Annotated in this window: 16 protein-coding genes; 6 read left to right on the top strand and 10 right to left on the bottom strand. The window is 73.8% G+C overall.

From position 1 onward, the window contains the following. Window positions 1-4: 4 nt before the first annotated feature. Window positions 5-436 carry a PPOX class F420-dependent oxidoreductase gene (locus KME79_RS17820; RefSeq protein ID WP_219545389.1) on the bottom strand — a complete coding sequence of 144 codons (432 nt, stop codon included), beginning with the start codon at window positions 434-436 and terminating at the stop codon, window positions 5-7. A gap of 222 nt (window positions 437-658) precedes the next feature. Next, entirely contained in the window at window positions 659-1,381 is a 723-nt protein-coding gene (locus KME79_RS17815) for a hypothetical protein (protein WP_219545388.1), read from the bottom strand. 88 nt (window positions 1,382-1,469) lie between these two features. On the opposite strand from KME79_RS17815, the gene KME79_RS17810 reads away from it, so the two are divergent. Genes KME79_RS17810 through KME79_RS17800 form a run of 3 tightly spaced genes read left to right on the top strand, consistent with a single transcriptional unit; the run spans window position 1,470 to window position 7,013 of the window. Then, window positions 1,470-2,669, top strand: a complete 1,200-nt coding sequence (locus KME79_RS17810) for a hypothetical protein (protein ID WP_308248960.1) — start codon at window positions 1,470-1,472, stop codon at window positions 2,667-2,669. After that, complete coding sequence (locus tag KME79_RS44895) at window positions 2,666-3,886, top strand: helix-turn-helix domain-containing protein (RefSeq protein ID WP_308248959.1); 1,221 nt, start codon at window positions 2,666-2,668, stop codon at window positions 3,884-3,886. Before KME79_RS17810 ends, KME79_RS44895 begins: the two co-directional genes overlap by 4 nt. Before the next feature lie 43 nt (window positions 3,887-3,929). Then, entirely contained in the window at window positions 3,930-7,013 is a 3,084-nt protein-coding gene (locus tag KME79_RS17800; RefSeq protein WP_308248958.1) for a chromosome partitioning protein ParA, read from the top strand. Between the two features lie 9 nt (window positions 7,014-7,022). Here the strand turns inward: KME79_RS17800 and KME79_RS17795 are convergent, their stop codons facing one another. After that, on the bottom strand, window positions 7,023-8,624 hold the full coding sequence (locus KME79_RS17795; RefSeq protein ID WP_308248957.1) for a citrate synthase: 1,602 nt from the start codon (window positions 8,622-8,624) through the stop codon (window positions 7,023-7,025). Window positions 8,625-8,679: 55 nt separating this feature from the next. Here KME79_RS17795 and KME79_RS17790 point away from each other — a divergent pair, with 55 nt between their 5' ends. After that, window positions 8,680-9,894: a LeuA family protein gene (locus KME79_RS17790; protein ID WP_219545386.1), complete on the top strand. Its 1,215-nt coding sequence runs from the start codon at window positions 8,680-8,682 to the stop codon at window positions 9,892-9,894. 3 nt (window positions 9,895-9,897) lie between these two features. Here KME79_RS17790 and KME79_RS17785 read toward each other — a convergent pair whose 3' ends face one another. The 3 genes from KME79_RS17785 to KME79_RS17775 all read right to left on the bottom strand — a co-directional run bounded on the left by KME79_RS17785 (window position 9,898) and on the right by KME79_RS17775 (window position 16,665). Beyond that, entirely contained in the window at window positions 9,898-11,457 is a 1,560-nt protein-coding gene (locus KME79_RS17785; protein WP_308248964.1) for an OmpA family protein, read from the bottom strand. A gap of 195 nt (window positions 11,458-11,652) precedes the next feature. Continuing rightward, a complete protein-coding gene (locus tag KME79_RS17780) occupies window positions 11,653-15,543 on the bottom strand; it encodes an AAA family ATPase (RefSeq protein ID WP_219545384.1) in 3,891 nt (1,296 codons plus the stop codon). Further along, window positions 15,544-16,665 (bottom strand): exonuclease SbcCD subunit D, encoded by a 1,122-nt coding sequence (locus KME79_RS17775; RefSeq protein WP_219545383.1) that lies wholly within the window; start codon window positions 16,663-16,665, stop codon window positions 15,544-15,546. It lies immediately after the preceding gene. A 106-nt stretch (window positions 16,666-16,771) separates the two neighbouring features. On the opposite strand from KME79_RS17775, the gene KME79_RS17770 reads away from it, so the two are divergent. Continuing rightward, window positions 16,772-18,262 carry an alpha/beta hydrolase family protein gene (locus tag KME79_RS17770; protein WP_219545382.1) on the top strand — a complete coding sequence of 497 codons (1,491 nt, stop codon included), beginning with the start codon at window positions 16,772-16,774 and terminating at the stop codon, window positions 18,260-18,262. Between the two features lie 19 nt (window positions 18,263-18,281). Here the strand turns inward: KME79_RS17770 and KME79_RS17765 are convergent, their stop codons facing one another. Both KME79_RS17765 and KME79_RS17760 read right to left on the bottom strand, forming a co-directional pair. Next, window positions 18,282-19,208, bottom strand: a complete 927-nt coding sequence (locus KME79_RS17765; RefSeq protein ID WP_148030538.1) for an alpha/beta hydrolase — start codon at window positions 19,206-19,208, stop codon at window positions 18,282-18,284. 1 nt (window position 19,209) lies between these two features. After that, window positions 19,210-20,073, bottom strand: a complete 864-nt coding sequence (locus KME79_RS17760) for an enoyl-CoA hydratase-related protein (protein WP_148030537.1) — start codon at window positions 20,071-20,073, stop codon at window positions 19,210-19,212. A 142-nt stretch (window positions 20,074-20,215) separates the two neighbouring features. On the opposite strand from KME79_RS17760, the gene KME79_RS17755 reads away from it, so the two are divergent. Continuing rightward, window positions 20,216-21,745, top strand: coding sequence for an LCP family protein (locus KME79_RS17755; protein WP_308248956.1), 1,530 nt, complete (start codon window positions 20,216-20,218; stop codon window positions 21,743-21,745). A gap of 22 nt (window positions 21,746-21,767) precedes the next feature. Here KME79_RS17755 and KME79_RS17750 read toward each other — a convergent pair whose 3' ends face one another. Both KME79_RS17750 and KME79_RS17745 read right to left on the bottom strand, forming a co-directional pair. Then, on the bottom strand, window positions 21,768-22,778 hold the full coding sequence (locus KME79_RS17750) for an enolase C-terminal domain-like protein (RefSeq protein ID WP_219545380.1): 1,011 nt from the start codon (window positions 22,776-22,778) through the stop codon (window positions 21,768-21,770). Between the two features lie 11 nt (window positions 22,779-22,789). After that, window positions 22,790-24,160, bottom strand: a complete 1,371-nt coding sequence (locus KME79_RS17745; protein WP_246640008.1) for an MFS transporter — start codon at window positions 24,158-24,160, stop codon at window positions 22,790-22,792. Between the last annotated feature and the right edge of the window lie 7 nt (window positions 24,161-24,167).

Below are 24,167 nucleotides of genomic sequence, written 5' to 3'. Positions count from 1 at the left end.
CCGGTCAGACCACGTCCCGGGTGGACAGCTCGAACGGCCCGGTGTCGATCCCCCAGCTGCGGACGCGGCGCGCACGGATACGGATCCAGGCCGGGTCGAACGGCATGTTCGCGCCGATGCGCTCGCCCAGCTCGGCGCCGCCGGTGGTGTGCGTCTCCGCCCGCCCCCGGATCTCGATGCCGCGCGGCGTCCACGGGTCGACGGAGGCCAGGTCGTCCACGATGAACGCCACGTCAGGATGCCGCCGCGCGTCGCGGAACTTCTTGCTCTCGGACATGCCGGTGCCGGCGTGCCCCCCGATCACGACGCAGCCGGACTCCGGGTCGTAGAAGACGCCCACGGTGACCAGGTGCGGCCGCCCGCCGGGGCCCACGGTGGCGAGGCGGCCCAGCAGCTGGCCGTTCAGGTAGGCGATCTCGTTGGTCGTCATGCTCATGCCCCGAGTCTCGGCCCTGCGCTCACGGGGAGGGAGACCACGTCAGGACTGGCCCTGTCAGGGCCACCCTCGTGTCCCTCAGGTCATGAAGCAGGACGGCGCCGGCGTGCTCGTCGAACGCGGGCGCGAGCCGTACCACCGGTTCAGGAGACGCCGCACGACGTCGCCGGCGCTCAGCCCGGGGGGAGCTGACCCTCAACGCCGCGCACCCGCCCATCCTGCTCAGCTGATCGACCTGTCATCGAGGTCGGCTGTCATGGCCGCCTCCCGGCCGCGCTCGAACCCGGTCTCGTCGTAGAAGGAGGACGCGCCTGGCTTGGTGTCCCAGCGCTCGAACTCCGCGCGCACCGCCGCCTCGCGCCCGGCCAGCACCAGCTCCCCCGCACCGCCGGAGACCTCGTCGGCGACCTCCCGCACCCGGGCCCGCATCTTGTCGGCCAAGCCCTTGCCGAAGCCGCGGTAGAAGCCCCGCTGGTACAGCGTCCGCTTGCGGCGCAGCAGCTGCGCGGGCAGGCCGGGGTGCCTGGCCCGCTCGGCCCGCCAGGCGAGACCGAACCGCAGCTCCATCTGGATCAGCACCGAGGGCAGCAGGATCTTCAGCGACTTCAGCACCTCCACGGGGCCGACGAGCCGCACGTGTGAGACCCGGTCGCGCCGGCGTCCGCCCTCGTGGCAGCCCATGCAGCCGAGCGCGCTGATCACCAGCCAGACGGCCTCGGCCCGCTCGATGTGATGACCGCCGCTGGTGTCGATCGGCAGCCGCCACGTGCCGACGGGGCTCGCGGCGTCGCGGCGCACGGTGTCCGCGTCCAGCCCCATCCGGTAGAGGATCTTGGCCGCCAGGGCGGCCGCGCTCTCGGCCTCCTCGCGGTCGGATCCCTTGCCCTCGGCGATGTCGAGCAGCGCCCGCACCTGGTCGACGCCCCAGCTCTTCCGTTCCCCCACGACCTCACACCCTCTCATCCCGCTCCCCCGGCGCGCGGCGGACCGGTCGCGGCGGAGAATGTCGGCCGGAGGCCGTACCTTAGTGCGCGTGCCCGAGCAGCCCTTGACCCTCGACGCCGCGCTCAGCGATGAGGCGGTGCTGTCGACCTACCGCCGGATGTTCGCGGCGCTGGCCCGCGACAGCGGCGCGGTGGTCGACGACCCCGTGCTGGTCGACATCGCCGAGACGCTGTTCGCCGCGTTCGCCGACGCGGGCGAGGAGTGGCTGACGCACGAGCAGATGCGCCTGGCCTGCGGGGCCTATCCGGCCGACCAGTTCGACAACCGGCTGCGGGTGCTCAAGGGGCTGGGCGCGATCCGCGAGGTGTTCCCCAAGCCCAACCAGCTCCGTTACCGCGCGTCGTTCACCAGCGTGGTCGGCCTGATGTTCATCCGGCGGATGATGGACGACGGCGGCCAGTCGGAGATGCACCGGCTGCTCGCCCTCGAAGATCTCAACGTCGCCGACCCGCGCACCACGATGGAGGAGGCCCGGCAGAGCGCGGCCGGTCTGGCGAGGGCGTTCCGGCTGTGGGCGCTGGAGCTGATCACGCTCACCACCGGCACCATCGAGGAGCTGCGCGAGCAGGCGCCCAAGCTGTGGGGCACCGAGGAGATCGCCCGCCGCGCGCAGAGCGTCCACGGCACGATCCTGACCCGCTGGCCCGAGCTCGACCGGGTCTGCACCGACCTGCGGGCGGCGATCTACGCCTACAGCGACGCCTCCCGCCGCGCGGCCGGGCGGCTGGCCGACTCGGCCGGCACCACCCGCAACCTGACGCTGCTGCCGACGGAGACGTGGCGCACGTTCGCCCAGACGGCGACCAAGGAGCGGCTGGCCGCGGTGCTCGACGGGTTCGTCTTCGACGCCCCGGCGCCGTGGCACGATCCGGCGGCGATCGCCCGCGCCGTCGACGAGGCGCCGCGGCCGGCGCCCGCCCAGCCCACGCCGCCGCGCTCCACGCTGCCCGACCCGGGCCCCGACGGCTCGCTCGGCGCCGCGCGGGAGGCGGCCGTCGAGCGGCTGCGCGAGCTGGCCGAGTCCCTGCTGGGCGGGGAGTCGCGGGTGGCGCTGGCCGACGTGCTCGGCCCCGACTGGGCCACGGCCCGCCGGGTGCTCGCCGACCTGACGACCGTCGACCTGCGGCCGGAGCTGCCCTACCGGCTGGCCTGGTCGGACGGGCTGACGATCGACCCGTCCCGCGAGCCGTCCTGGCTCTCCCACGGCCACCTGGAGCGTACGCCGTGACCGCCGATCAGGCCGCGCACGCGCGGGCGCGCGCGCAGGGCCCGCTGCGGCTCGGGCCCGGCGCGCCGGCCCCCGCGGGCATGACCAGGCTGAGCGGCCCGGACTCCTCGGGGATGGCGCTGCCCGTGTGGCCCGACGGGGTGACGCCGTCGCTGCTGGAGGAGCACCAGGTGCCGCCCATGCCGGTGGAGCGGGCCGGCGAGACCCGGCGGGTGCTGGCGGCGGTGCTCAAGTGCTGCTGGGCCGACCATTCGGCCGACCCGTGGCCGGGCGAGCCGGCGCCGCTGGAGCGGGTGCTCGACACCTACCGCGCGCTGATCGGCCGCACCGACGACCTCATGCGCAACTGGGCCATCGGGGCGCTGCGCCGGCTGCACGACTCGGCGTGGGTGGTGGTGGCCGGCGGCATCGTCTCGCTCGGCCCGCGGTGCGCGCTGTGGCCCGTGGAGTCCCACGCGGTGCTGAAGGACCTGGTGCGCCGCATCCCCGAGCCGGAGCGCCGCGCCGTGCCGGTGGTCCCCGACGCGGGCCTGGTCGCCGCCGCCCTTCCGGAGCCCGCCGCTCCCGACCAGGGCGCGGGGAGCCGGGCGGAGCCGGGCGTGGCCGAGTTCGACGACCTGCTGAGCGGCTACGACGAGCGCCGCAGGGCCGAGCTGGTGTCCGCCTTCATGGTGGTGGAGCACGCCGCCGAGCCCGTGCAGGAGGCGAGGTTCGCCGCGTTGCGCGACCCGGCGCTGCGGCGCACCCTCGCCGAGATGCTCGCCCGCCGCGGGCGCACGCTCGTCCAGCAGCGCGAGCGCTGGATCTCGGGTTACGCCGACGATCTCGTACGCGACGAGCCGCCGGGAGGAGGGCCGGGCGAGAGCGAGCGGGCGGTGCTGACCCTGGTGCTGGTCCACTCGGTGGCCATCCCCCGCGCCGAGGGCCTGCTGCCCGAAGACTCGTGGCTGTCGCCGCACCCGGCACCGGTCGACGAGTTGCGCCGCCACACCCAGCTCCCGATCGGCGAGCTGGAGTCGGCGCTGCGCGCGCTGCGCCACGCGGGGCTGGTGACCCAGGTCAAGGCGGGCGAGGAGGCCGGGGGTTACGTCCCCGGCCCGCAGTTCCACCGCCTCACGCCGGAGGCGCGCAGGCGGCTGCAGGAGGAGCTGATCCTCGCGGCGGGTCCCGACACGCCGCTGGCGGTGGCCGTACGAGCACGCAGGGCAGCCCGATGACCGGGGCGGCCGACCGAAGGAAACGGGGGTAGTGGTGGCGCAGGTGGAGAACGTCGTGGGAGATCGGGTGCTGGTCGCCGTGCAGGCGGTCAACATCTCCCGGCTGTCCACCCATCCGGTGCCCGTCGTGCCCGGCACGCTGATCGTCGTGGCGGGGGCGGGCCCCAAGGACTCCAACGGCGCCGGCAAGTCGTCGTTCATCGCGTCGATCACCGCGCTGCTCGGCGACGAGCAGTGGCGGTTCGCCTCGGGCGCCAAGACGGTGTCGGAGCTGCTGTTCAACGCGGAGCTGGCCAGCGGGGCGGGCGCGCGCCAGTGGGCGAGCGCCGGTCACGGCTACATCGTGGGCGTGTTCGCGCCCGCCGCCGGCAGCGAGAGCCTCGACGCCTACACGGTCGATCCGGGCGACGACGACGGCGAGCTGTTCGGGGTGGCCGGGCGGCCCGACGCGCCGCTGACCGTCTGGCTACGGGTCAACCAGGAGGCTCCGCATCTGGAGATCCGCTGGCGGGAGGGGGTCCGGCTGGCGGCGGCGCCGTCGGAGGCCGAACGCGTGGCGCGGGCCGACGAGATCTGGGCGTCGCTGCCCCGATCGGCGGGCCGGCGCGACGTCGTGGCCCGCGACCTCACCAAGGTCCTCTACGGCGACCGGGTGCGGTGCGTCTCGTTCCTGTCGACGAGCGTGCGCAGCAAGGTGGCCACCAACCTCCTGTCCCAGCCGCTCAACGAGATCTCGCCGGAGCGGGTGTTCGAGGCGATCGCGGCGCTGACCGGGCTCGACGCGGAGCTGGAGCAGGAGCGGGAGGCGCGGCGCGACGAGCACGCCAAGCGGGTGCGGGCCGCGCAGGCGGCGGAGCGGCTGGCCGAGTTCGAGACCGAGTCGCGGGCGCTGCTGTCCACGTTCGACCGGCGCGACCAGGCGAGGGTGGGGCTGGCCGGGGCGTTGCGGTGCTGGCAGGGGCGCCAGGCGCGCAAGCTGGCCGACGCGGCGGCCAAGGACTCCGCGCTGGCCGCCGAGCTGGCCGGGCACCAAGCGGCGGGAGAGACGGCGGCCGAGGCGATCGCCGAGGTCAAGGCGGAGATCGCCACGCTCAAGGACGACACGCTCGACCGGCGCGTCACCGAGGCGCGCAAGGAGCTGGCCGCCCTCCAGGCGCGGGCGGCCAAGCTCGACGCCGACCGTGCGGTCGCGGAGAACTCCGCCGACGAGCTGCGCGGCCGGATCCCGGCGCTGGAGGAGACACGCAGGTTCGCCGACGGGCGCGACGTGCCCGCGGCGGAGGGCGAGCTGCGCGAGTCCCGGCTGCGGCTCAACGAGGCGCTCAAGGCGCTGGGCGTGGCCGACCAGGAGGTGGCCTCGGCCCGCGCGGCGCTGGACGACGCCGAGGGCGGCCCTGCCGCCGCCCAGCTCGACGCACTCGCCGGGGCGGGTGTCCCGGCGTCCGGCCTGCTGGACGCCCTCGACGTCGCCGAACAGGCGCGCGACCACGCCACGAGCGCCCCGCCTTCGACCTCCGGCCGTGCGTGCGCCGGCGGCAGGACCGGCAGCCTGGCGGATGCCGCCGGCGTCACCGGCGGCGCGGCGGGAGGCGGGCTGGCGCTGGACGAGCTGCGCAACTGGCCCGGTGAGCACGCCGTGATCGTCGACGCCGGCCGGCTGGCGGAGGCGGCCGAGGCGCTGCGTGAGCTGCCCGGGTCCGTGCTGGTCAGCGCGGCCGGGGTGAGCGTGGTGGGGGCGTTCGACGGGGTGGCGACCGGCAGGGAGGCCCGCATCAAGGCCGCCGAGCAGCGCCTCAACCGCGCCGTCGACTTGCAGGACACCGCTGCCGAGGCCGTGCGCGACGCCGAGGAGACGGTGACGCTGGCCCAGCGCAGGCTCGACGGGGCCAAGGCGGGCGTGCGGCTGGAGGAGCTGGAGCGGCGGCTGACCGGGCAGCGGGCCAGGCTCGGCGAGCTGGCCGCCGCGCTGGAGGAGCTGGCCCCGAGGGTCGCGGAGGCCGAGCGGGAGACCGCCGCGCTCGACTTCCGCGCCCGCACCAGAGACCTGGAGATCGAGCGGCTGGAGAGCCGCCGCCGGCAGCTCGACGGCGAGCGGGCGCGCGCCCGCGAGCAGGAGACGCGGGTCACGGCCGAGCGGGAGGCGCTGAAGCTCGGCGCGCTGACCGCCGAATGGGGCGGCACCGCCGAGTCGGCCGCCGAGTGGCTGGGCGAGCTGCCCGAGGAGGAGCGCCCGCGCACCGCCGACGAGTGGTGGCGGGTCGCCGAGCGCCGGCTCGACCAGGCGCTGCGCGACACGTTCCCCGAGGAGGACGCGGAGGTGCCGGAGGAGCTGCGGTTCCTGCTGGCCGAGCGGGGCGGCAGCGCGGCGCGGGAGCAGGCGACGTTCGCGGGCGTGTGCGGCGCGCTCGCCTCCTACCTGCGCGGCCAGGAGGAGTACGAGAAGCACCAGCGCAGGCAGATCGAGGCGCAGCTGGTGTCGCGGCAACGTGACCTCGCGGCGGCCGACAAGGGCGCGGAGGAGGCGGCGCAGTCAACGGCCGTGCACCGGGCGGCGCTCTCGGCCGCGATCAAGGCCAGGCTGGAGCGGGTGGCCGAGGAGTTCGAGAAGCTCGACGTCTCGTACGGCGGCTACGGGGCGACGCTGGAGTTCCCGGTGCCGCCCGCGCCCGCGGACCCGGAGCAGCGCTGGCAGTGGCGGGTGACGCCGAAGTGGCGGCGCGGCGAGGGCCAGGGCTTCGTGCCCTACAACCGGCGGGCCAACACCGCCCTGATGGACGAGAAGGCGGTCAAGCTGGTGTGCGCGGCGGCCATCGCCTCGTCCGGGGGCGGCCACCTGTGCCTGGTGCTCGACGAGCTGGGCCGCAACCTGGGCAAGGAGCACCGGCGGGAGGCGGTGGCGCTGTTCCGGCGGATCGGCGAGACCTACGGCATCACGGTGATCGGGGCGCTGCAGGACGACATGGAGCCGTACGCCATCGACGCCTGCGGCCAGTACGTCAAGCTGCGCCGTTCCTCCGACGCGATGCCCTACAACGAGCCCCCGGTGATCGTCGGCCACGACCAGCACGCTGACCGGGTCAAGGCCCTGGCGGCCTACGTCGACAGGTCCGGCGAACAGCCCGGCTGAGCGCCGGGTTCAGGGTCTGGGGATCGGCGGGCCGGTGTAGGAGGCGCGCAGCCGCAGGAGGGAACCTCGGGCGTACTCCTCCATGGCGTGGGCGAGCCAGCCGGCGGTCCTGGCGACGGCGAAGATCGCCTCGCCCGCGCCGGGGGTCATGCCGGCGACGGCGGCGAGGGTGGCGAGGCCGAAGTCGACGTTGGGCTCGGGGAGCCGTCGCCGGCGCGCCTCGGCCAGGACGGCTCGGGCGGCGGCGAGCCGGTCATGGCCGGGGGCGGCCTCCGTCACCAGGTCGAGGAGCGTGGTGGCGCGGGCGTCGCCGTTCTTGTAGACGGTGTGGCCGAAGCCGGGGATGCGCTCGCCGCGGCGGATCCGGTCGGCGATCACGCGGGGGGCGTCGGAGGGGCGGGCGACCTCGGCGAGGAGGCGTTCTGCGGCATAGGAGGCGCCACCGTGCAGGGGGCCGCCCAGCACGCCCAGACCGGTGATGACGACGGCGTACGGGTCGGCCTTGGCGGAGGCGGCGACCCGCGCGGCCAGCGTGGAGGCGGCCAGCTCATGGTCGGCGAGCAGCACGAGCGCGGCTTCCAGTGCCCGGAGCAGGGACGGGCTCGGGGGGTGCGGCGTCAGGCGGGGCCACAACCGCTCGGCGATCGAGCGAGGCACGGGACCGCTGCTCTCCGCGGCAGTGCCTGCTTCCGGCTCTCGCTGCCCGGCCCCCCGCCCGCGTTCCGGCACGGCCTGCCCAGCGTCGTCACCGAACCACTCGACCTCGGGTCTGAGCCGCCCGCCCTCGTCACGGCGTCCCGGTCCGAACCCGCCGGACTCATCGCCCGACCCGGGTCTGAGCCGTCCCGGCGCGTCTCCCGACCTCGGTGCGGGCCGTCCCGGCTCATCTGCCCATCCCGGTGCGGGCCGGCTGAACTCATCGTCGGGCTCTGGCCTGGATGGGTCATGGACGTCTGGTGGGCCCAGTACCGGGAGGGCGTCGACGAGGCCGGTGATGAGGCGGCGGGCGGTGGCGGTGATCGAGGGCGGGTCTAGCTGGAAGCGGAGCAAGTCGGTGGCGCCGAGGACGGTGGTGATGACCTGGAGGCGGTCGAGCGGGAGGAGTGACTCGGGGAGGTCGCGTTGCGCGGCGACGGCGGCCTGGACGGCATCCGCGTCGGCCTGCCAGGTGGGCGCCGTCCCGGGCTCCCGGTCGGGGGGATCGTCCTTTCCGACCCCGGAACGATCCTTCGTGACCGTGCCGGGGCTGTCGGCCGAGGGGCCGGGGGGGCTTTCTGGGCCGGCCGGGGAGGCGTGCTCGGTCCAGAGCCATTCGGCCGTCGCCTCGAAGCCGGCGGTGCGGGCGAGGGTGAGGGCGTCGTGGCCACGGTAGTAGGGCCGGTCGGCCCCCAGCGCGGTGACGGCGGACTCGATGACCAGCTCGGGCGGCTGGCCGCGGGGCCTGCCCCGCCGGGCCAGGGTCTCGATCTCGGCGGCGTCGAAGAGGCTGCGGCGGCCCTCGTGGCGCCGCTTGAGCACCCCGCGGCTCACGTACGCGTACAGGGTGGCCGGTTTGACGCCCAGCCGGTCGGCGGCCGTGGCCGCGTCGATCCACTCCACACCCAACTCCACGTGTTGATGAAAATCAATATTGATACACATTGAAGGAACATGTCAACGTTGCTGCATGCCCAAAGTTCACTTCCTTGACGTGACGAACCGGGACGGCGTGCAGACCGCGCGCACCGGCCTGTCGAAGTTCGGCAAGACCATGGTCAACTTCTATCTGGCCAAGCTCGGCGTGGCGCAGTCCGAGATCGGGTTCCCCTTCCTGTTCCACGAGGTCCCGTACGTGCGGGCGCAGGTGGCGCTGGCCGAGGCGGGGGCGTTCGGCGAGCTGCGGCTGTCCGGGTGGTGCCGGGGCGTGGCGGCGGACGTGGAGAAGGCGGCGCCGCTCGGTCTCAGGCACTACAACCTGTCGATCTCCACCAGCGACTACATGATCCAGAACAAGTTCCGCGGCCGGCTCGACCGGGGCGCGATCATCCGGGAGATGACCGCGGCGGTGCGCACCGCAAAGGCGGCGGGCGCGCGGACCGTGGGGGTGAACGCCGAGGACGGGTCGCGGACCGACGACGGGTTCCTGGTGGAGTTCGCGCTGGCGGCGAAGGAGGCGGGCGCTGACCGGATCCGCTACTGCGACACGATCGGCGGCGACACGCCTGACCGGATCAGGGAGCGGTTCGCCAAGCTGGCCTCGGCGGTGGCGCTGCCGGTGGAGACGCACTGCCACAACGACCTCGGCATGGCGGTGGCCAACTCGGTGTCGGGCGCGCTCGGCGACCTCGACGCGGGCCAGGACGCGTGGATCAACACCTGCGTCAACGGCATCGGCGAGCGCTCCGGCAACGCCGACCTGCTGTCGACGATCCTGGCGTTCCGGCACGGCTTCGGGCTGGCCGCCGAGATCGGCGACGCGCTGGACCTGACGTGGGCCAGGAGGTTCGGGCTGTGGGCGGCCCACGCCTTCGGCCAGCCTCTCCCGTACCACCAGGTCGGGGTGGGGCGGAACGCGTTCGCGCACGAGAGCGGCATCCACGCCGACGGGGCGCTGAAGGACCACGGCAACTACGAGCTGTACGACGAGGCGACGCTGGGCCCGTTCCCGGAGGACTGGCACGCGCGCGAGGGCCGGGTGGTGCTGACGGGCGAGTACGGCGGGAAGGCCGGGTTCCGGCACGTGATGGACGGGCTCGGGGCGGAGGTGGCGGACGAGGACCTGAGCTTCAAGCTGGTGCAGCTCTGCAACGCGATGACGGGCAGGCCGCTCACGGACGACGAGCTGCGCCTGATCGCGGCCTACCCGCGCGAGCTGTCCCTGCTCTTCCCCGGCCAGTTGTGACGGTCACGACACGGGGATGTCCTTCACCTCGCCCAGGTCGGCCGCCTCCAGGGTGATGGACGTGACGTCGTCGGCGGGCGCCGGATAGTACACGTACGAGCGGTTGACCTCACCCTTCTCCAGGGCGAGCACGGAGTTCTCGACGAACTCGGTGTGCATCTTGAGCGGGTGGTAGCGCGCCTGGGTCTCCGGATCCACCAGGATGAACGCCCCGTAGTCGGACGCGGCCGAGAAGTTGTGGGCGAACCCCTTGAACGGGTCGGGTATCGGGATGTAGTGGTCCTTCACCGACACCACGTCGAACACCGCCACCAGATAAGCCCCGTCACGGTAGAAGGGGTGGAAGTCCACCCGCAGCCGGCCCCCGGAGTGCGGCCACTCCAGCGAACCGACGACCGGCCCCGCCTCGGCCCGGTAAGGGGCGGGCTCGCGGGTGGAGCCCCTGACGTCCGTCGCCGTCCCCGTGGTGACCGTGACGTCCGGCCGATCCCGCTTGATCGTGTACGAGATCTCGACCCGCCGGTTGCGGGCCCGGCCCTCGGGGTCGTCGCCGCCGTCCCGCTTCTCGTTCCTGGCGATCGGCTCGTTCTCACCCTTGCCTTCGGCCTTGTACGTGTAGTCACCGCCGAGCTCGGCCACCAGGTAGTCGCGGACGGCCTCGGCACGCTCGACCGACAGCCGCTGGTTGTAGGTGCCGCCGCCCTTGCTGTCGGTGTGCCCTTCGATGAGGATGGGCGGCTTGTCCGGGTCGGCGCGCTCGCGGGTCTCCGCGACGGCCTCGTCCAGGATGGCCGCGGCCTTGTCCGACAGCGTCGCCTCGTCGAAGGCGAAGAGCACGTCGGTGCGGAGCGCCACGGTCTCCTGGCCGCCTTCCTGGAACGTGGTCTTCTCCGGGGTCTCGACCAGCTCGTTCAGCCCGGACACCCCGGACCAGTGGTCGCCCTCGGGGAGCACCACCGGCCACTGGTGTTCCCCGCCCTCGCCGCGCTTCCTGGCGGCGGGCGGCGGGGCTCCGTCGGTGACGGGGATGCCGGTGGTTGGGGCCATCGCCAGATCGGGTACGAGCGAGACGCTCTTCACACCGCCGGGCAGCGGCGGGAAGTACACCTCGACCGGATAGCGCACGCCCGGCTGGAAATCCTCGGGATACCCGTCGCCGTGACGGGTGCCGAACGCCCGCTCCCCGGACTTCTCCCGCAACGTGAGGTACATCTTCCCGCCCATGGGGTCGAGCAGCCGGAACCTGCCGAAGGTGACGCTCTGTCCGGGGAGCCCGTCGTACCCGAACCCGCCTGGCGTCTTGGTGTCCTCCGTGGTCGAGATCTCCATCCTCAGCACGGTCAGCTCCTCGTGCCGTTCGACCGCACGGACCTCGACCCGGAACGGGTTGGACGCGTGGAACCCGACCAGGCCCTCGCGCACGTAACCGGCTCCGGAAACGGAGGCCGAAGGCGCGGCGGAGGGCGACACCGCAGTGGGCGACGCCGCGGCGGGAGAGGGCGACGGCGGGCCGGCCCGCTCGGGGGCACCGCCGCATCCCGCGACCGCGGTGACCAGGAGCACGGCTGTCAACCCGGCGCCACGCATACGATCAGACCTCCCGATCGACGACGTGCGGGAGTATACGGAGCCGCCTGGGCCGTTACGTCGCATTCGGCGGTATTCGCGGGGTCCAGGCCGCCTCACCTGGCCTGCCGTGTTTCCGCACGTGCCACATCGTCGCAGATCAGCGATTACGGTGATCCGCGGGAACGGGGCCTAACCGGTGGTCGCCGCCAAGGTGGAACCGGTGCGGGTCTTGGTCACCTTGAGCTGGGCGGGGATGCGCGAGCGCAGCTCGGCCACGTGGCTGACGATGCCCACCGCGCGGCCGCCGTCACGCAGGCCGTCGAGGATGTCGAGCACGCCGTCGAGGGTGTCCTCGTCCAAGGTGCCGAACCCCTCGTCGACGAAGAGCGTGCCGATCTCGGCGCCGCCCGCCTCGGCCGTCACCACGTCGGCCAGGCCGAGAGCCAGCGCCAGAGAAGTGATGAAGCTCTCCCCGCCGGACAGCGTGGCCGGATCACGCTCGACCCCGGTCCACCCGTCGAACACCCGGAGACCCAGGCCGCCGCCGGAGCGCGACCGGGACCCGGCGGTCTTGGCCAGGTCGTGGCGGAGCAGGTAGCGCCCGCCGGACATGTGGTCGAGGCGGTCGTTGGCGGCGTCCACGACCTGGCGGAGGCGTTCGCCGAGCACGTAGGAGGACAGGCTCATGCTCCACTGGTTGTCGCCGGACGTGCCGGCGGCCAGCGCGGCCAGTTGCTCGGCCAGCTTGTGGCGCTCGGCGGCGGGGCGCCACCGGGCCACGCATCCGGCCAGTTCCTCGCGCAGCTCGGCCAGCCGGTCGGCCCTGGCTTCGGCCCGGTCGCGGGCGGAGGCCAGGGCGGTGCGGGCCCGCTCGGCCTCGTCCCTCTCGGCGGAGAGCCGCGCCAGGTCAGGCGCCGGCTCCGCGGCCGCCGCTATCAGCTCCGGGTCCTCGAGTACGGCGGTGACGGCGGCGAGCTGGTCGTCCAGCCTGCGCAGCGCCTCGGCCTTGCTCTCCAGCTCGGCGGCGCTCCTGGCGGCGGCCGAGGCGTCGGCGGTGTCGGCGAACCCGGCCTCACGCGCCGCCTCCTGAGCGGCGTCGTGTGCCGTGACCCGCTCGCCTTCCGCGGCTTCGGCCGCCCTGGTCGCCTCCAGCGCCTCCCCCAGGAGTTCGGCCTCGTCGGTGAGCCTGGTCAGCCGGGCCGTGATCGTGGGGTCGTCGCCGCGCGCCTCGTCCAGCCTGGCGCCCAGCCGGGCGGCATCGGCGCTCAGCTCCTCCTGGCGGGTCCGGCCGGCGGCCAGCCTCGTGGCCACCCGCCGCGCCTCCTCCTGGAGCGCCTCCCTCTCATGCCCGCGCCGCGTCACCTCCGCGACCAGCGCGCCCTCCTCCCCTGCGACCTCCCGCAGCCGGGCGACCTCCCGATCCAGCAGGCGCCACACCTCACGCACGTCCTCCTGCCGGACCTCCTCACCGTCCGCCGACCCGCGCACGCCCTCCCGCCGAGCGCTCTCACCGTCCAGCAGATGCGACGACCCAGGCACGCCTTCCTGCCGGACATCCTCGCGATCCGCCAACCCACGTACGTCCTCACCGTCCAGCACAACCGACGGCTCACGTACGCCTTCCCTCCGGACAGCCTCGCCATCCGCCAACCCACGCAGGTCCTCCTGATCGAGGCCTCTTGTCTCGTCGGAGGTGTCCGGGTGCTGTGTGGCGTTCTCAAGGTGACGTGGGGCGGCGTTCTCGATGACGTCGCGCAGGGTGAGGCGGGTGTGGAGGCGGGCGCGTTCGGCTCGCAGGTGGGCGGTGTGGGTGCGGTGGGCGGCGAGGGTTTCACCCAGTTCGCGGGCGCGGTCGCGGACCTGTTCGCGCTCCGCCTCCGCCCGCTCCAGCTCGGCCGCCAGGCGCGGCTCGCGGTCGGCGACCTCGCGGAGGCGGGTCAGCTCCCGTTCGGCTTCCTCCACCCCGGCCTCGGCGTCCTCGACGGCCAGCCCCGCCGTGGCGGCCAGCGCGTCGGCGTGGCGGGATTCCAGGGAGGCGAGCACCCGCTCGGCGGACTCGCGCTCGGCGACCGCCGCCTCGTGCTCGCGCTCGGCGTCGAGCTCGTCGTCCGGTGAGGGCGCGCTGGGCGCCGGGGACGCCGGGTGCGGGTGGTGGTCGGAGCCGCAGACCGTGCACGGCCGCCCGTCGGCGAGGTCGCGGGCCAGCTCGGCGGCCATCCCGTCGATGCGGGCCTGGCGGATGTCGAGCCAGCGCTCGCGCAGGTTCTGTGCCCGGTCGACGACCTCCTGGTGCACGGCCCTGGCGTCTTCCAGCTCGGCGGCGAGCGCGTCGCGGCGGCGGGCCTGGTCGAGCGTCGTGCGGGCCGAGTCCAGGACGGCGGCCGCCGCCGGGATGCCCGCCGCCTCGGCGCGCACCTCCGCCAGCCGGGCGGCGGCCTCGGCGACCCGCTCGGGCAGCTCCGCCTCGGCGGCCGCGACCTCCGCCTCCTGCTCCCCCAGCGCCTCCAGCTCGGTGGCCAGCCGGGCGAGCTCCCGATCGGTCTCGATCAGGCGGGCCGCGACCTCTCGTACGGCCTCGACCGCCGGGATCCGGGCGGCGGCGGCGCGCGCCCCGGCCAGCCTCCGCTCGCCCTCCTCGATGAGCGCCGGCAGGGCGGCCAGCCGCTCACCCACCTGCTCGTCCTCGCGTCCGAGAGCGGTCAGCTCCTCCTCCAGCCGGCTGAGGTCCCGCCTTACGACGAGCAGCCGTGCTTCCTCGGTGAGCAGCTCGGACAGGCGGGCGATCTCGCTCCGGCGTTCCCTTTCGAGGACGGCGAGCCGCTCGGGAGCCACCCACCCGGCCACGGAGACGTCCCCTTGCGACGGCTCGGCGAGGCCCCCGGGGGTACGGAGGAGGATCGGCCGCGCGCGGGCCAGGGCGTCGGCGGCGAGGGCGCGGGCCTTGGCCGCGGCTTCCGTGCGCTGGCGGGCGGCGGCGATGAGCGGGACGACGGAGCCTGCGCGATGGGCGTCGTCGAGGATGGCCTGAAGCTCGGCGCGTTCCTCGGCCCGCTCGTCGAGGGTGCGGCGCAGGGTCAGGGCCTCGGCGTGGCGGCGCTGCCGTTCGGCGAGAGCGGACGCCCGGTCGAACCGCCCGGTCGCGGCCCGCCACGCCTCCTCGGCCTCGGCCTGGTCGTCGGCGCCGCGGGAGACGGCGGCCTCGGCGGCCTTCAGGAGAAGACCCGCCCAGGACACGGGGTCCTCCTCCGGAGCAGGCGGCTCAGGAGCGACACCGGCCTCCAGCGAAGCGGCCCTCTCCGTCGCAACGGACCTGACGCCCGGCGGAGTGGAACCGGTCGCGTTCTCCGCCGAGGTGAGGTGGAAACCGGCAGGGGCGGGGGTGGGTTCCGGAGGGGTGGGGTGGAGGAGGGCGGGGCCGGCGGCTTCGGCGACTCGGTGGACGGCGTACTCCACCTGCTGGCGCAGCTCCTGCTGCGACCGGAACGCCTGCTTGCGGTGCTCGGCCAGCCACGCCTCGGCCTGGGTGAAGATCTTGACGGTGAACAGCCGTTCCAGCAGCTTGCGGCGCTCCAGCCCGTCGGCGCGCAGGAAGCGCGCGAAGTCGCCCTGCGGCAGCATCGCCACCTGGCAGAACTGGTCGGCGTTCATCCCCAGCAGCCCGCCCACCAGGTCGCCCGCCTCGTCGGCGCGGGTGGTCAGCCCGACCCAGCCGGAGCCGCGCCGCTCCTCGACGATGACCTTGGCCTTCTCCTCGGTGTAGCCGGTGCCGCGGAGCTTGGGCCGCTGCCAGGCCGGGGAGCGGTGGACGCGGAGTAAGCGGCCGCGGATGCTCACTTCGAGCGTCACGGACGGCCCCGCCCCGGGCGGGGCGTGGTCGCAGCGCAGGCTGCGGGCGCTGTTGCGCTGGCCGGGCACCTGCCCGTAGAGGGCGAAGCAGAGGGCGTCGAGGACGGTGGTCTTGCCCGCCCCCGTCGGCCCGTGCACGAGGAACAGACCCGATTCGGTCAAGGCGTCGAAGTCGACTGTCTCGGGCCGGGGGAAGGACCCGAACGCCGTCAGCGAGAGCCGGTGCGGCCGCATCTACGCCATCGTCTCCTTCACCCTCGACTCCTCGATGGCCCGTCTTAGCAGCTCTTGCTCTTCGCGTGTGGCAGGCTCGCCGCGCACCTCGCGGACGAAGTCGAGCGCGACCTCCGCCTCCGGCCGCCCGTGCAGCCTGGCCGGCGCGGGCGCGGCCCGCTCGCCTTCCGGCTCGAAGGACAGGGCCAGCGTGTGGGGGAAGCGGGCGCGTAACCGATCCATGGCGGCGCGCGGGCGTACGGGGTCGGTGAGGACGACCTGCAGCCAGTGGTCCTCGACGCTCTCGTACCGGGGCGAGGTGAGCAGGTCGTCGAGCCGGCCCGAGAGGCGGCCGACCGGGCGCGGCACCGGCGCGGGCACGAACTCCGCCGCGGCCTCCTTCCCCGGGCCGAGCGTCACCAGCCAGGACCCCTTGAGCTGCCCCGCCTCGGAGAACGAGTAGGCCAGTGGGGAGCCGGAGTAGCGGACCGTCTCGGACATGCGCTGGCGGCCGTGGAGGTGGCCGAGCGCGACGTAGTCGACCCCGGCGAAGGCCGCCAGCGGGACGTGGGCGACCCCGCCGACGCTGATGTCGCGCTCGCTGTCGCTGGCCGCTCCCCCGGTCACGAACGCGTGCGCGAGCACCACCGAGCGGGGGTGGCGGGCGGCGTCGGCGCGGACGCGGTCCATGGCGTGGGTGAGCGCGGCGGTGTGGCTGCGCTCGGTCAGCTCCCAGGGGCGGCGGACCAGCTCGGGCTCCAGGTAGGGGATGCCGTAGAAGGCGACGTCGTCGATCACCACGGGCTCCCACGCCTGGGCGGGGTCGGTGCGGAGGTGGACGCCCGACGCCTCGATCAGGGCGGCGCCGAAGCCGAGCCGGCGCGCCGAGTCGTGGTTGCCACTGATCAGGATCGTGCGCGCGCCCGCCTCCCGCAGGCGGCGCAGCGCCTCGTTGCACAGCGCGACGGCGTCGACCGGCGGCAGCGCCCGGTCGTAGACGTCGCCGGCGACGAGCACGACGTCGACCCGCTCGGCCCGCACGGTCTCCACCAGGTGGTCGACGAACGCCGCCTGCCCGTCGAGCAGGCTCTCGCGGTGGAACGAGCGGCCCAGGTGCCAGTCGGAGGTGTGCAGGATCCGCATTCGCAGGAAGCTAACAGGTCCCGCTGACAAATGCGGCCCCCTGCGCCACATGAGCTGGGAGTAAGCTGAAAGATCGACGGGCAAACCAACGCACATGGGGAGGCCGATGCGGACTGGCCGTGGCATTCTGAGCGTTGCCGCCGGTCTGTTGCTGGTGGCTCTGGCGTCCGTCGGGTACATCCTGCCGCCCGCGTTCGACCCGCCGCCGCTCAAGGCCGATGTCGCATTACAATCGCTGCCTCCCCAGCCCCCCGCGGAGCTGCGCCCGGTGGCGAAGGTCTCCGACTTCCGGCAGGAAGAGATCTCGGTCCGGGCCGAAGGGCAGACGCTCCACGGAACGGTCCGATTTCCGGTGAAGCCGGGCCGCTACCCGGCGATGGTGTTCGTGTCGGGCTCCGGCAACGGGTCGCGGACGGAGTTCACGCCGCAGGCGGAGTTCCTGTCCCGGTCGGGCGTGGTGACGCTGGCGTTCGACAAGCGGACGGTCGGCTACAACTTCCGCGACCGCGACTTCTCGCTGCTCGCGGACGACGCGCTGCGCATGGTCGAGTATCTGCGCACCCGCTCCGACGTCGACCCGGTCCGCGTCGGCGTCTGGGGCGTGAGCGAGGGCGGCTGGGTGGTGCCGATCGCCGCGGCCAAGAGCGCGAGCGTCGGGTTCGTGGTGCTGGTCTCGTCGCCGAACGTCTCGCCGCTGCGGCAGGTCGCCTGGGCGCTGAACGAGCAGCTGCTGCGGCTGCGCGCCCCCGTGGGCGTGCGCGACCTGCTGACCAGGGCGATGGGCGCGGTCGGCTTCGACTTCCTGCGCTATGACGCGCAGCCCGCGCTGGACCGGATCGAGCAGCCGGTGCTGGCCTTCTACGGCACCACCGACCCGTCGATCCCGTTCGTGGAGTCGACGGACGCCCTGCTGCGCGGCATGAAGGCGGCCGGGAACGACCGCTACACGATCCGCTTCATGGCCGAGGGCGACCACGCGATGCGGGTGCGCGGCGGCGACTTCACCGCCGGTTACCTCGACACGCTCGCCAACTGGATCCTCGGCCTGCCGGCCACCGCCCGGCCCACGGCGCACGTCGCGGGGGCGACGCCGGTGCAGCGGTTCCAGGCGGCCGACGTGCCGGCCGCGCCGTGGTACGCGGGCGGCACGATGCTGGGCCTGACGATCTGCCTGGCCGCCGTCGGCTACGTGGCGGGCCCGGTCGCGGCGATGGTGGTGCGGCTGCGCGGCCGGCATCACATCCCGGAGCTGAACGCCAGGCTGTGGCCGCCGATCAGGCGCAGGCTGGCCAAGATGGTGTGGACCGGTCTCGGCCTGCTGCTGTCGGTGGTGGCGTTCATCATGCTGCTGGTGCTGTTCAGCATCAACCAGGCGGGGGCCTGGCCGGCGGTGCTGGCGGGCTGGCTCGTGGTGCGGGTGCTCGCGGTGCTGATGCTCATCCAGGAGGTCACCGCGGTGGCCGCGGTGGTGTCGGGCCTGCGCGAGGGCATGCGGCCGAGCCGCTGGCAGCACGTGGCGATCGCGGGCGTGCTGGGCGGCACCGGCCTGCTGCTGGTCGCGGCGGCCTACTACGGACTGTTCTCGTTCCCCTGGTAGGGGCCCGCATCGGCGCGGACTACGTCAGCCCGGCCGCTGGACGCGACCCGACATAGGTGGCCATCCAGCGGTCGAGCTCGGCGAACACCTGCTTGCGCACCGGCTCGGCCGACAGCACCAGGTCGTGCACGCCGCCGTCGACGCGCACGCACGTGACGTGCGGGCCGAGCGAGGTCGCCCAGCGGGCCATGTGTTCGGGGTCGAGCACGATGTCGGCCGAGCGTGCTTCCGGTACGAAGTCCCGTACCCGGAGGCCCTTGCCGGCGGCGAGGACGAGCACGGGCACGTCCACCTTCAGCCCGCACTGCAGGCGGCGCTGGGCGCGCCGGATGGCGGCCAGCCAGGTGGCGTGCACCGGGAACCCGCCGAGCGGCTTCAGCTCCAGGTCGTAGTGCCACTCGCCGCCGTGGTCGCGGTGGAGGCTGTGGCCGTAGGCGTGGCTGGAGCCGAGCGGGAGCGGCCTGAGCACGTACGAGAGCGGGGTCTTGAGCAGGTCGGCGGCCAGGCGGAGCGGGCGGGAGACGTTGAGGTCGAAGAAGGGGCTGTTGAGCACGAGCCCCTGCACCAGGCCGCGGCCGCGGACCCGGTCGGCCCAGAGCGGGGCGATGAGCCCGCCGGTGGAGTGGGCGTTGATGGTCAGCTCGTCGTGGTCGCGCCGGATCAGGCGGACGGCCTCGTCGATCTCCGGGAAGTACTCGGTGACGCTGCGCACCAGGCCGCGGGTCTGGTGCGGCAGCAGCGAGCGGCCGTACTTGCGCAGGTCGAGCGCGTAGAAGTCGATGCCGTGCCCGACGTAGTGGTCGGCCAGGTGGTCCTGGAAGAAGTAGTCGGTGAAGCCGTGGATGTAGAGCACCGCCCGGCGCGATCCGGTCCGCTTGGAGATCAGGGTCGCCACGACCTCGCCCTCGTAGTCGGGCGGCATGGCGAGCACGGTCGTCTCGTACATGTCAGCCACCATACGGATCATCGGGCCACGACGGCACTCCCGGGGGGAGGTCCTCGCCGACGGACATCGGGAAGGCGGGCGGCCGCTTCTCCAGGAACGCGGTGACGCCCTCGGCCGCGTCGGCGGCGGGGCCCAGCTCGGTCATGAGCCGGGAGTCGGCCGCGTGCGCCTCCCACGGCGAGGACGCCGACAGCCCCGACCACATCAGCCTGCGCACGGCGGCCACCGACACCGCGGAGGTGTTCTCGGCGATCTCGCGGGCGAGCGCGTACGCGGCGGGCAGCAGTTCCTCTCCCGGGTAGACGCGTGACACCAGCCGGCCTTCCAGCGCTTCGGCGGCGCCGAAGACCCTGCCGGTGGCGGCCCACTCCATGGCCTGCGCGATGCCGACGATCCTGGGCAGGAACCAGCTGGACGCGGCCTCGGGCACGATGCCGCGGCGGGCGAAGACGAACCCGAGCTTGGCGGTGTCGGCGGCCAGCCGGATGTCCATCGGCAGCGTCATCGTGAGGCCGACGCCGACGGCGGCGCCGTTGATCGCGGCGATGACGGGCTTGAGCGATCGGGCGACGCGCAGCGCGACGGTGCCGCCGCCGTCACGCGGATAGCCGTTCACCAGCTCGGCTTCGCGTCCGGACCGGCCGAACGTGCCGCCGCCGCCGCTCAGGTCGGCGCCCGCGCAGAAGGCCCGGCCCGCGCCGGTGACGACCACCGCGCGCACTTCGTCGTCGGCGTCGGCCAGGTCGAAGGCCTCGATCAGCTCGGCGCGCATGGTCAGCGTGAACGCGTTGAGCCGGTCGGGGCGATACAGGGTGATGGTCGCGACCTGGTCGGCCACGCCGTACTGGATCTCGGTGAACGCCATGGACCGAATCTTATTCGGTGACAGATGTTCATCCATTCATAAACATAGATTTCGTATTTTGTCCGTAGGCTGCCGCCTCGATTCGGGCCTATGTGATGAACTTCGGGGAAGCGGTGATCTGGTGTTCCAGGGGAGGATTCGGGTGGGTGCGCTACGGCTCGTCGGCTGGCTGGTGCTCGCTGCGCTGGCGCCCGGCGCCGCCCACCTGAAGGCGGGGTGGCGCAGGACGGGCCTGACGCTGCTCAGCGTGTACGCCGCCGCCCTGCTCGGGATCCTCGCCCTCTGGCTGACCACTGACCTGGGCTCCCTGGCCGGGGTGCTCGTCGACGACACCTCGCTGGTGCTGGGCACCTTCGCCGCGGGCCTGCTGGGCATCGCGTGGTTCACCCTGATCGTGCACTCGTTCACGGTGCTGCGGCCCGGCCTGCTGCGCCAGGCCGAGCAGATCGTCACCGGGGCGCTCGCCGGGCTGCTCGCCGTCGCGGTGCTCACGCCGTTCGCGCTGGTCACGCAGTACGCGTGGACGGGCCGGGAGACGATCAACCACATCTTCAAGAACCCGGGGACGGACCCGCAGGCCGACGGCGACCGGCCGGTGCCGGCCGAGGACCCGTGGGCCGGCCGGGAGCGGGTGAACATCCTGCTGCTGGGCGGCGACGCCGACGACCACCGGCCGGGCGTGCGCACCGACAGCATGCACCTGGCCAGCGTGGACGTGAAGACGGGCAACACGGTCCTGTTCAGCCTGCCGCGCAACCTGGAGAACGTGCGGTTCAAGCCGGGTACGCCGATGGCCGAGCGCTTCCCCGACGGCTTCCGCCTGCCGGCCGACGCCGCCGGCGGCCGCAGCGACCTGCTCAACAGCGTCTGGGAGTACTCCGACGCGCACCCGGAGATCTTCGGCGGCAAGCGTGACCAGGGCCCCGGGGTGCTGATGGAGACCATCGGCCACACGCTGGGGCTGGAGGTCGACTGGTACGCGCTGGTCAACATGTGGGGGTTCGCCCGGCTGATCGACGCGATCGGCGGCGTCACCATCACCGTCGAGCAGGACGTGGTCTTCGGCAAGTACAACGAGGGCCTGGTGAAGGCCGGCACGCGCAGGCTGAAGGGCGCGGACGCCATGTGGTACGCCCGCTCGCGCACCAACAGCGACGACTACACCCGCATGGGCCGCCAGCGATGCGTGATCAGCGCGCTGCTCCACCAGGCGGACCCGGCGACGGTGCTCTCCAGGTTCACCGCGATCGCCGGGGCGACCGAGGATCTGGTCGAGACCGACATCCCCCGCGACATGCTGACCCATCTGGTGCCGCTCGCGCTGAAGGCACAGGACGCGAAGGCGACCAGCGTCCAGTTCGTGCCGCCGCTCATCAAGACGTACGACCCCGACTGGCGGGAGATCCGCAAGCTCGTCCGCAAGGCGCTCCGCGAGTCCACCGGCGCCGCGCCGGTCGCGGCCTCGGCCACCCCTGAGGCCAGTTCCGAGGCCACCCCCGAGGCCACCCCGGACGCCACCCCCGAGGCCACCCCGGACGCCACCCCCGAGGCCACCTCTGCGGCCACCCTCGCGGCCACCGCCACGCCGTCGCCCTCGAAGACGCCGAAGAAGACCGCGGACCCTGACGAGAGCTCCGCCACGGACCTCTCGGCGGGCTGCGGCAAGGCCTAGCGCCCGCTCGACCGAATCCGGCTCAGCCGGTGAAGGTGAAGTAGTCCTTCGCCAGGCGGCGCAGCCGGGTCTCGTCGACGGTGTGGCCGAGGCCGGGCTGGGTGAACGGGACGGCGATGACGCCCGCGTTCGCGCCGACGATCGGGGTGACGATCTGGTTGTTGCGCGGCGGCTGCGTCACGTCGCACGGCAGCGTGCAGCCCGGCAGGCTGCCGACGGCGACGGTGGCCGCCCTGGCCAGCCCGGCGCCCTGACCGCCCGCGCACTGGATGTCCCACCCGGCCGCGACCGCGCGGTCATGGGCGCGGCGGGTCTCGCTGATCGACGGGAAGGCGGACGGCCGCAGCAGCAGCACCCTGGCCGCGCGCAGCGTCAGGTAGTCGTCGAGGTCGGCGGTGCGGTGGACCTCGACCGCGACCGAGGCGCTCACCTGGTCCTGCAGGTCGGCGTGCGCGTACACGTCGCCGGCCGGGAAGGGGCGCTCGATCACCTCCAGCCCGTAGGCGTCGAGCGCGACGAGCTGGCCGCCGTCGGTGTAGGCGTTGCCGCAGTCGACGGCGAGCGTGAGCGCGGGGTAGGCGGCGCGCACGGCCCGGACCGGCTCGACGTCCCAGCCGGGCCGCACGTCGAGCGTCACGTGGCCGTAGCCGGCGCACACCTGCTGGTTGACCCGCGTCACCAGGCTCTCTATCGACAGGTCGGGGGTGAGCCGCACGGTCGCCATCAGCGAGGTGCGGGTGCCGCCGATCGCGTCGGCGAGCGGCACCCCGCGCATCCGGGTCCACAGGTCCCAGCAGGCCATGTCGACGGCCGGGTCACCGCTGGGCACGCTGTCGGGGTGTTCCCAGTCGACGCCGATGAGCACCGCCCCGAGCGTCTCCTCCAGCCTGGACCAGGACTTGGGCGCGGGGCTGACGGCCTCGCCCCAGCCGGTCATGCCGCCGTAGTCGGTCAGCTTCACCAGCAGGCACTCCGTGCGCCTGCCGTAGGGCAGCACGACACGAAGCACCTCCAGCTCCCGCACTCGCGGCATGAGCCCCCCTCTTATGACGCGGCCTCCTCCAGTGTGCCTGCCCCGGCGGGGTGGACGAAACGGGGGGCCACCCACGCGGCGCCGAGAGCGAGCACGACGGTGAAGGCGAGTCCGACGAGGTAGCCCTGCCCGGTGGCGGTGAACAGGGCGCCGCTCACGGCGACGGCGACCACGGTGAACACCGACTCACCGACCCCGAGCGCAGCCGCGTTGCCGCCCTCCTCGCCCTTCGCCGACATCTCCAGGACCAGCACCGACACTGTGGGGTGGAGCATGCCGATGCCCAGCCCGGAGATCGCCATCGCGACGTGCGCGAGCCCGATCGGGACCGCGTCGATGAGGACGAGCGAGACCAGCGAGATGCCGGCCGCGATCATGAGGGCGCCGCCGCGCAGGGCGGTCATGTTTCCGATCGTGCCGCGGCCCTTGATCCAGGAACCGGCGGACCAGCCGAGCGCGCCGACCGTCAGCACCACGCCCGCGGCGGCCAGCGACAGGCCGCGCTCCTGGGTGAGCATGAGCGGGATGAGGACCTGGGCGGCCATGAGCGAGCCGTAGGCGAGACCGCGCAGCACGGGCCCGCTCGGCAGGCCGCGGGCGGCCCTGAGCGAACCGGCGGGCAGCAGCCGGGGCAGCGCGACGGCCAGCAGCGCGCCGCCCGCGGCCAGCAGCGGCACGCCGCCCAGCCCGAGCGCGCTGCCGTACTGGATGAGCGCGGCGGCGACGGCGGTGAGCGCGGCCCAGGCGAGCTTGCCGCCGATCGCCGGGGCGTCCGCCGCGCCGGCCCCGCCCGTGGCCCGGTCGCCGCCGCCCCGCCAGAGCAGCAGCGCCGCGGGCACCACGATCAGGGACACGCCGTAGAAGATCCACCGCCAGCCGGCGTGCTCGGCCACCAGCCCGGCGATCGTCGGCCCCACCATCGAGGGCACCACCCACGCGGCCGAGAACAGGGCGAACACCTTCGGGTGCAGCTCCGGCGGGTAGACCCGGGCCACGAACACGTACAGCGCCACCTGGATCAGCCCGGCCCCGAGCCCCTGCACGAACCGGCCCGCGACGAGGACCTCCATGGTCGGCGCCGCGCCCGCGAGCAGCAGGCCCGCGACGAAGGCGGCCACCCCCGCGGCGATGGGCGGCATCGGCCCGCTCCTGTCGCTCCACCGCCCGCCGAGCACGGTGGCGATCACGCTCGCCGCCAGCGTGGCGCTGAAGGCCAGGTTGTACAGGTGCAGGCCGCCGAGCTCGCGGGCCACGACCGGCATCGCGGTGGTCACCGCCATCGCCTCGAAGGCCACCAGCATGATCAGCGCGACCAGCCCCACGCTGAGCCCGCGGTATCGGGAGGAGAGCACGCCGGGGGCGCGCTCCGCAGTCATCGTCATGATCCGT

Origin of the sequence: Nonomuraea harbinensis, assembly GCF_019396385.1 — a bacterium.
GTDB classification, from domain to species: domain Bacteria; phylum Actinomycetota; class Actinomycetes; order Streptosporangiales; family Streptosporangiaceae; genus Nonomuraea; species Nonomuraea ferruginea.
This window is presented reverse-complemented; position numbering and strand designations above follow the sequence as displayed.

Excerpts from the sequence above, each read along its gene's own strand:
- KME79_RS17780 (WP_219545384.1), bottom strand. The coding sequence starts at position 15,543 with ATGCGGCCGCACCGGCTCTCGCTGACGGCGTTCGGGTCCTTCCCCCGG.
- KME79_RS17790 (WP_219545386.1), top strand. The coding sequence starts at position 8,680 with ATGCCCAAAGTTCACTTCCTTGACGTGACGAACCGGGACGGCGTGCAG.
- KME79_RS17820 (WP_219545389.1), bottom strand. The coding sequence starts at position 436 with ATGAGCATGACGACCAACGAGATCGCCTACCTGAACGGCCAGCTGCTG.
- KME79_RS17770 (WP_219545382.1), top strand. The coding sequence starts at position 16,772 with ATGCGGACTGGCCGTGGCATTCTGAGCGTTGCCGCCGGTCTGTTGCTG.
- KME79_RS17760 (WP_148030537.1), bottom strand. The coding sequence starts at position 20,073 with ATGGCGTTCACCGAGATCCAGTACGGCGTGGCCGACCAGGTCGCGACC.
- KME79_RS17775 (WP_219545383.1), bottom strand. The coding sequence starts at position 16,665 with ATGCGGATCCTGCACACCTCCGACTGGCACCTGGGCCGCTCGTTCCAC.
- KME79_RS17750 (WP_219545380.1), bottom strand. The coding sequence starts at position 22,778 with ATGCCGCGAGTGCGGGAGCTGGAGGTGCTTCGTGTCGTGCTGCCCTAC.
- KME79_RS17745 (WP_246640008.1), bottom strand. The coding sequence starts at position 24,160 with ATGACGATGACTGCGGAGCGCGCCCCCGGCGTGCTCTCCTCCCGATAC.
- KME79_RS17765 (WP_148030538.1), bottom strand. The coding sequence starts at position 19,208 with ATGTACGAGACGACCGTGCTCGCCATGCCGCCCGACTACGAGGGCGAG.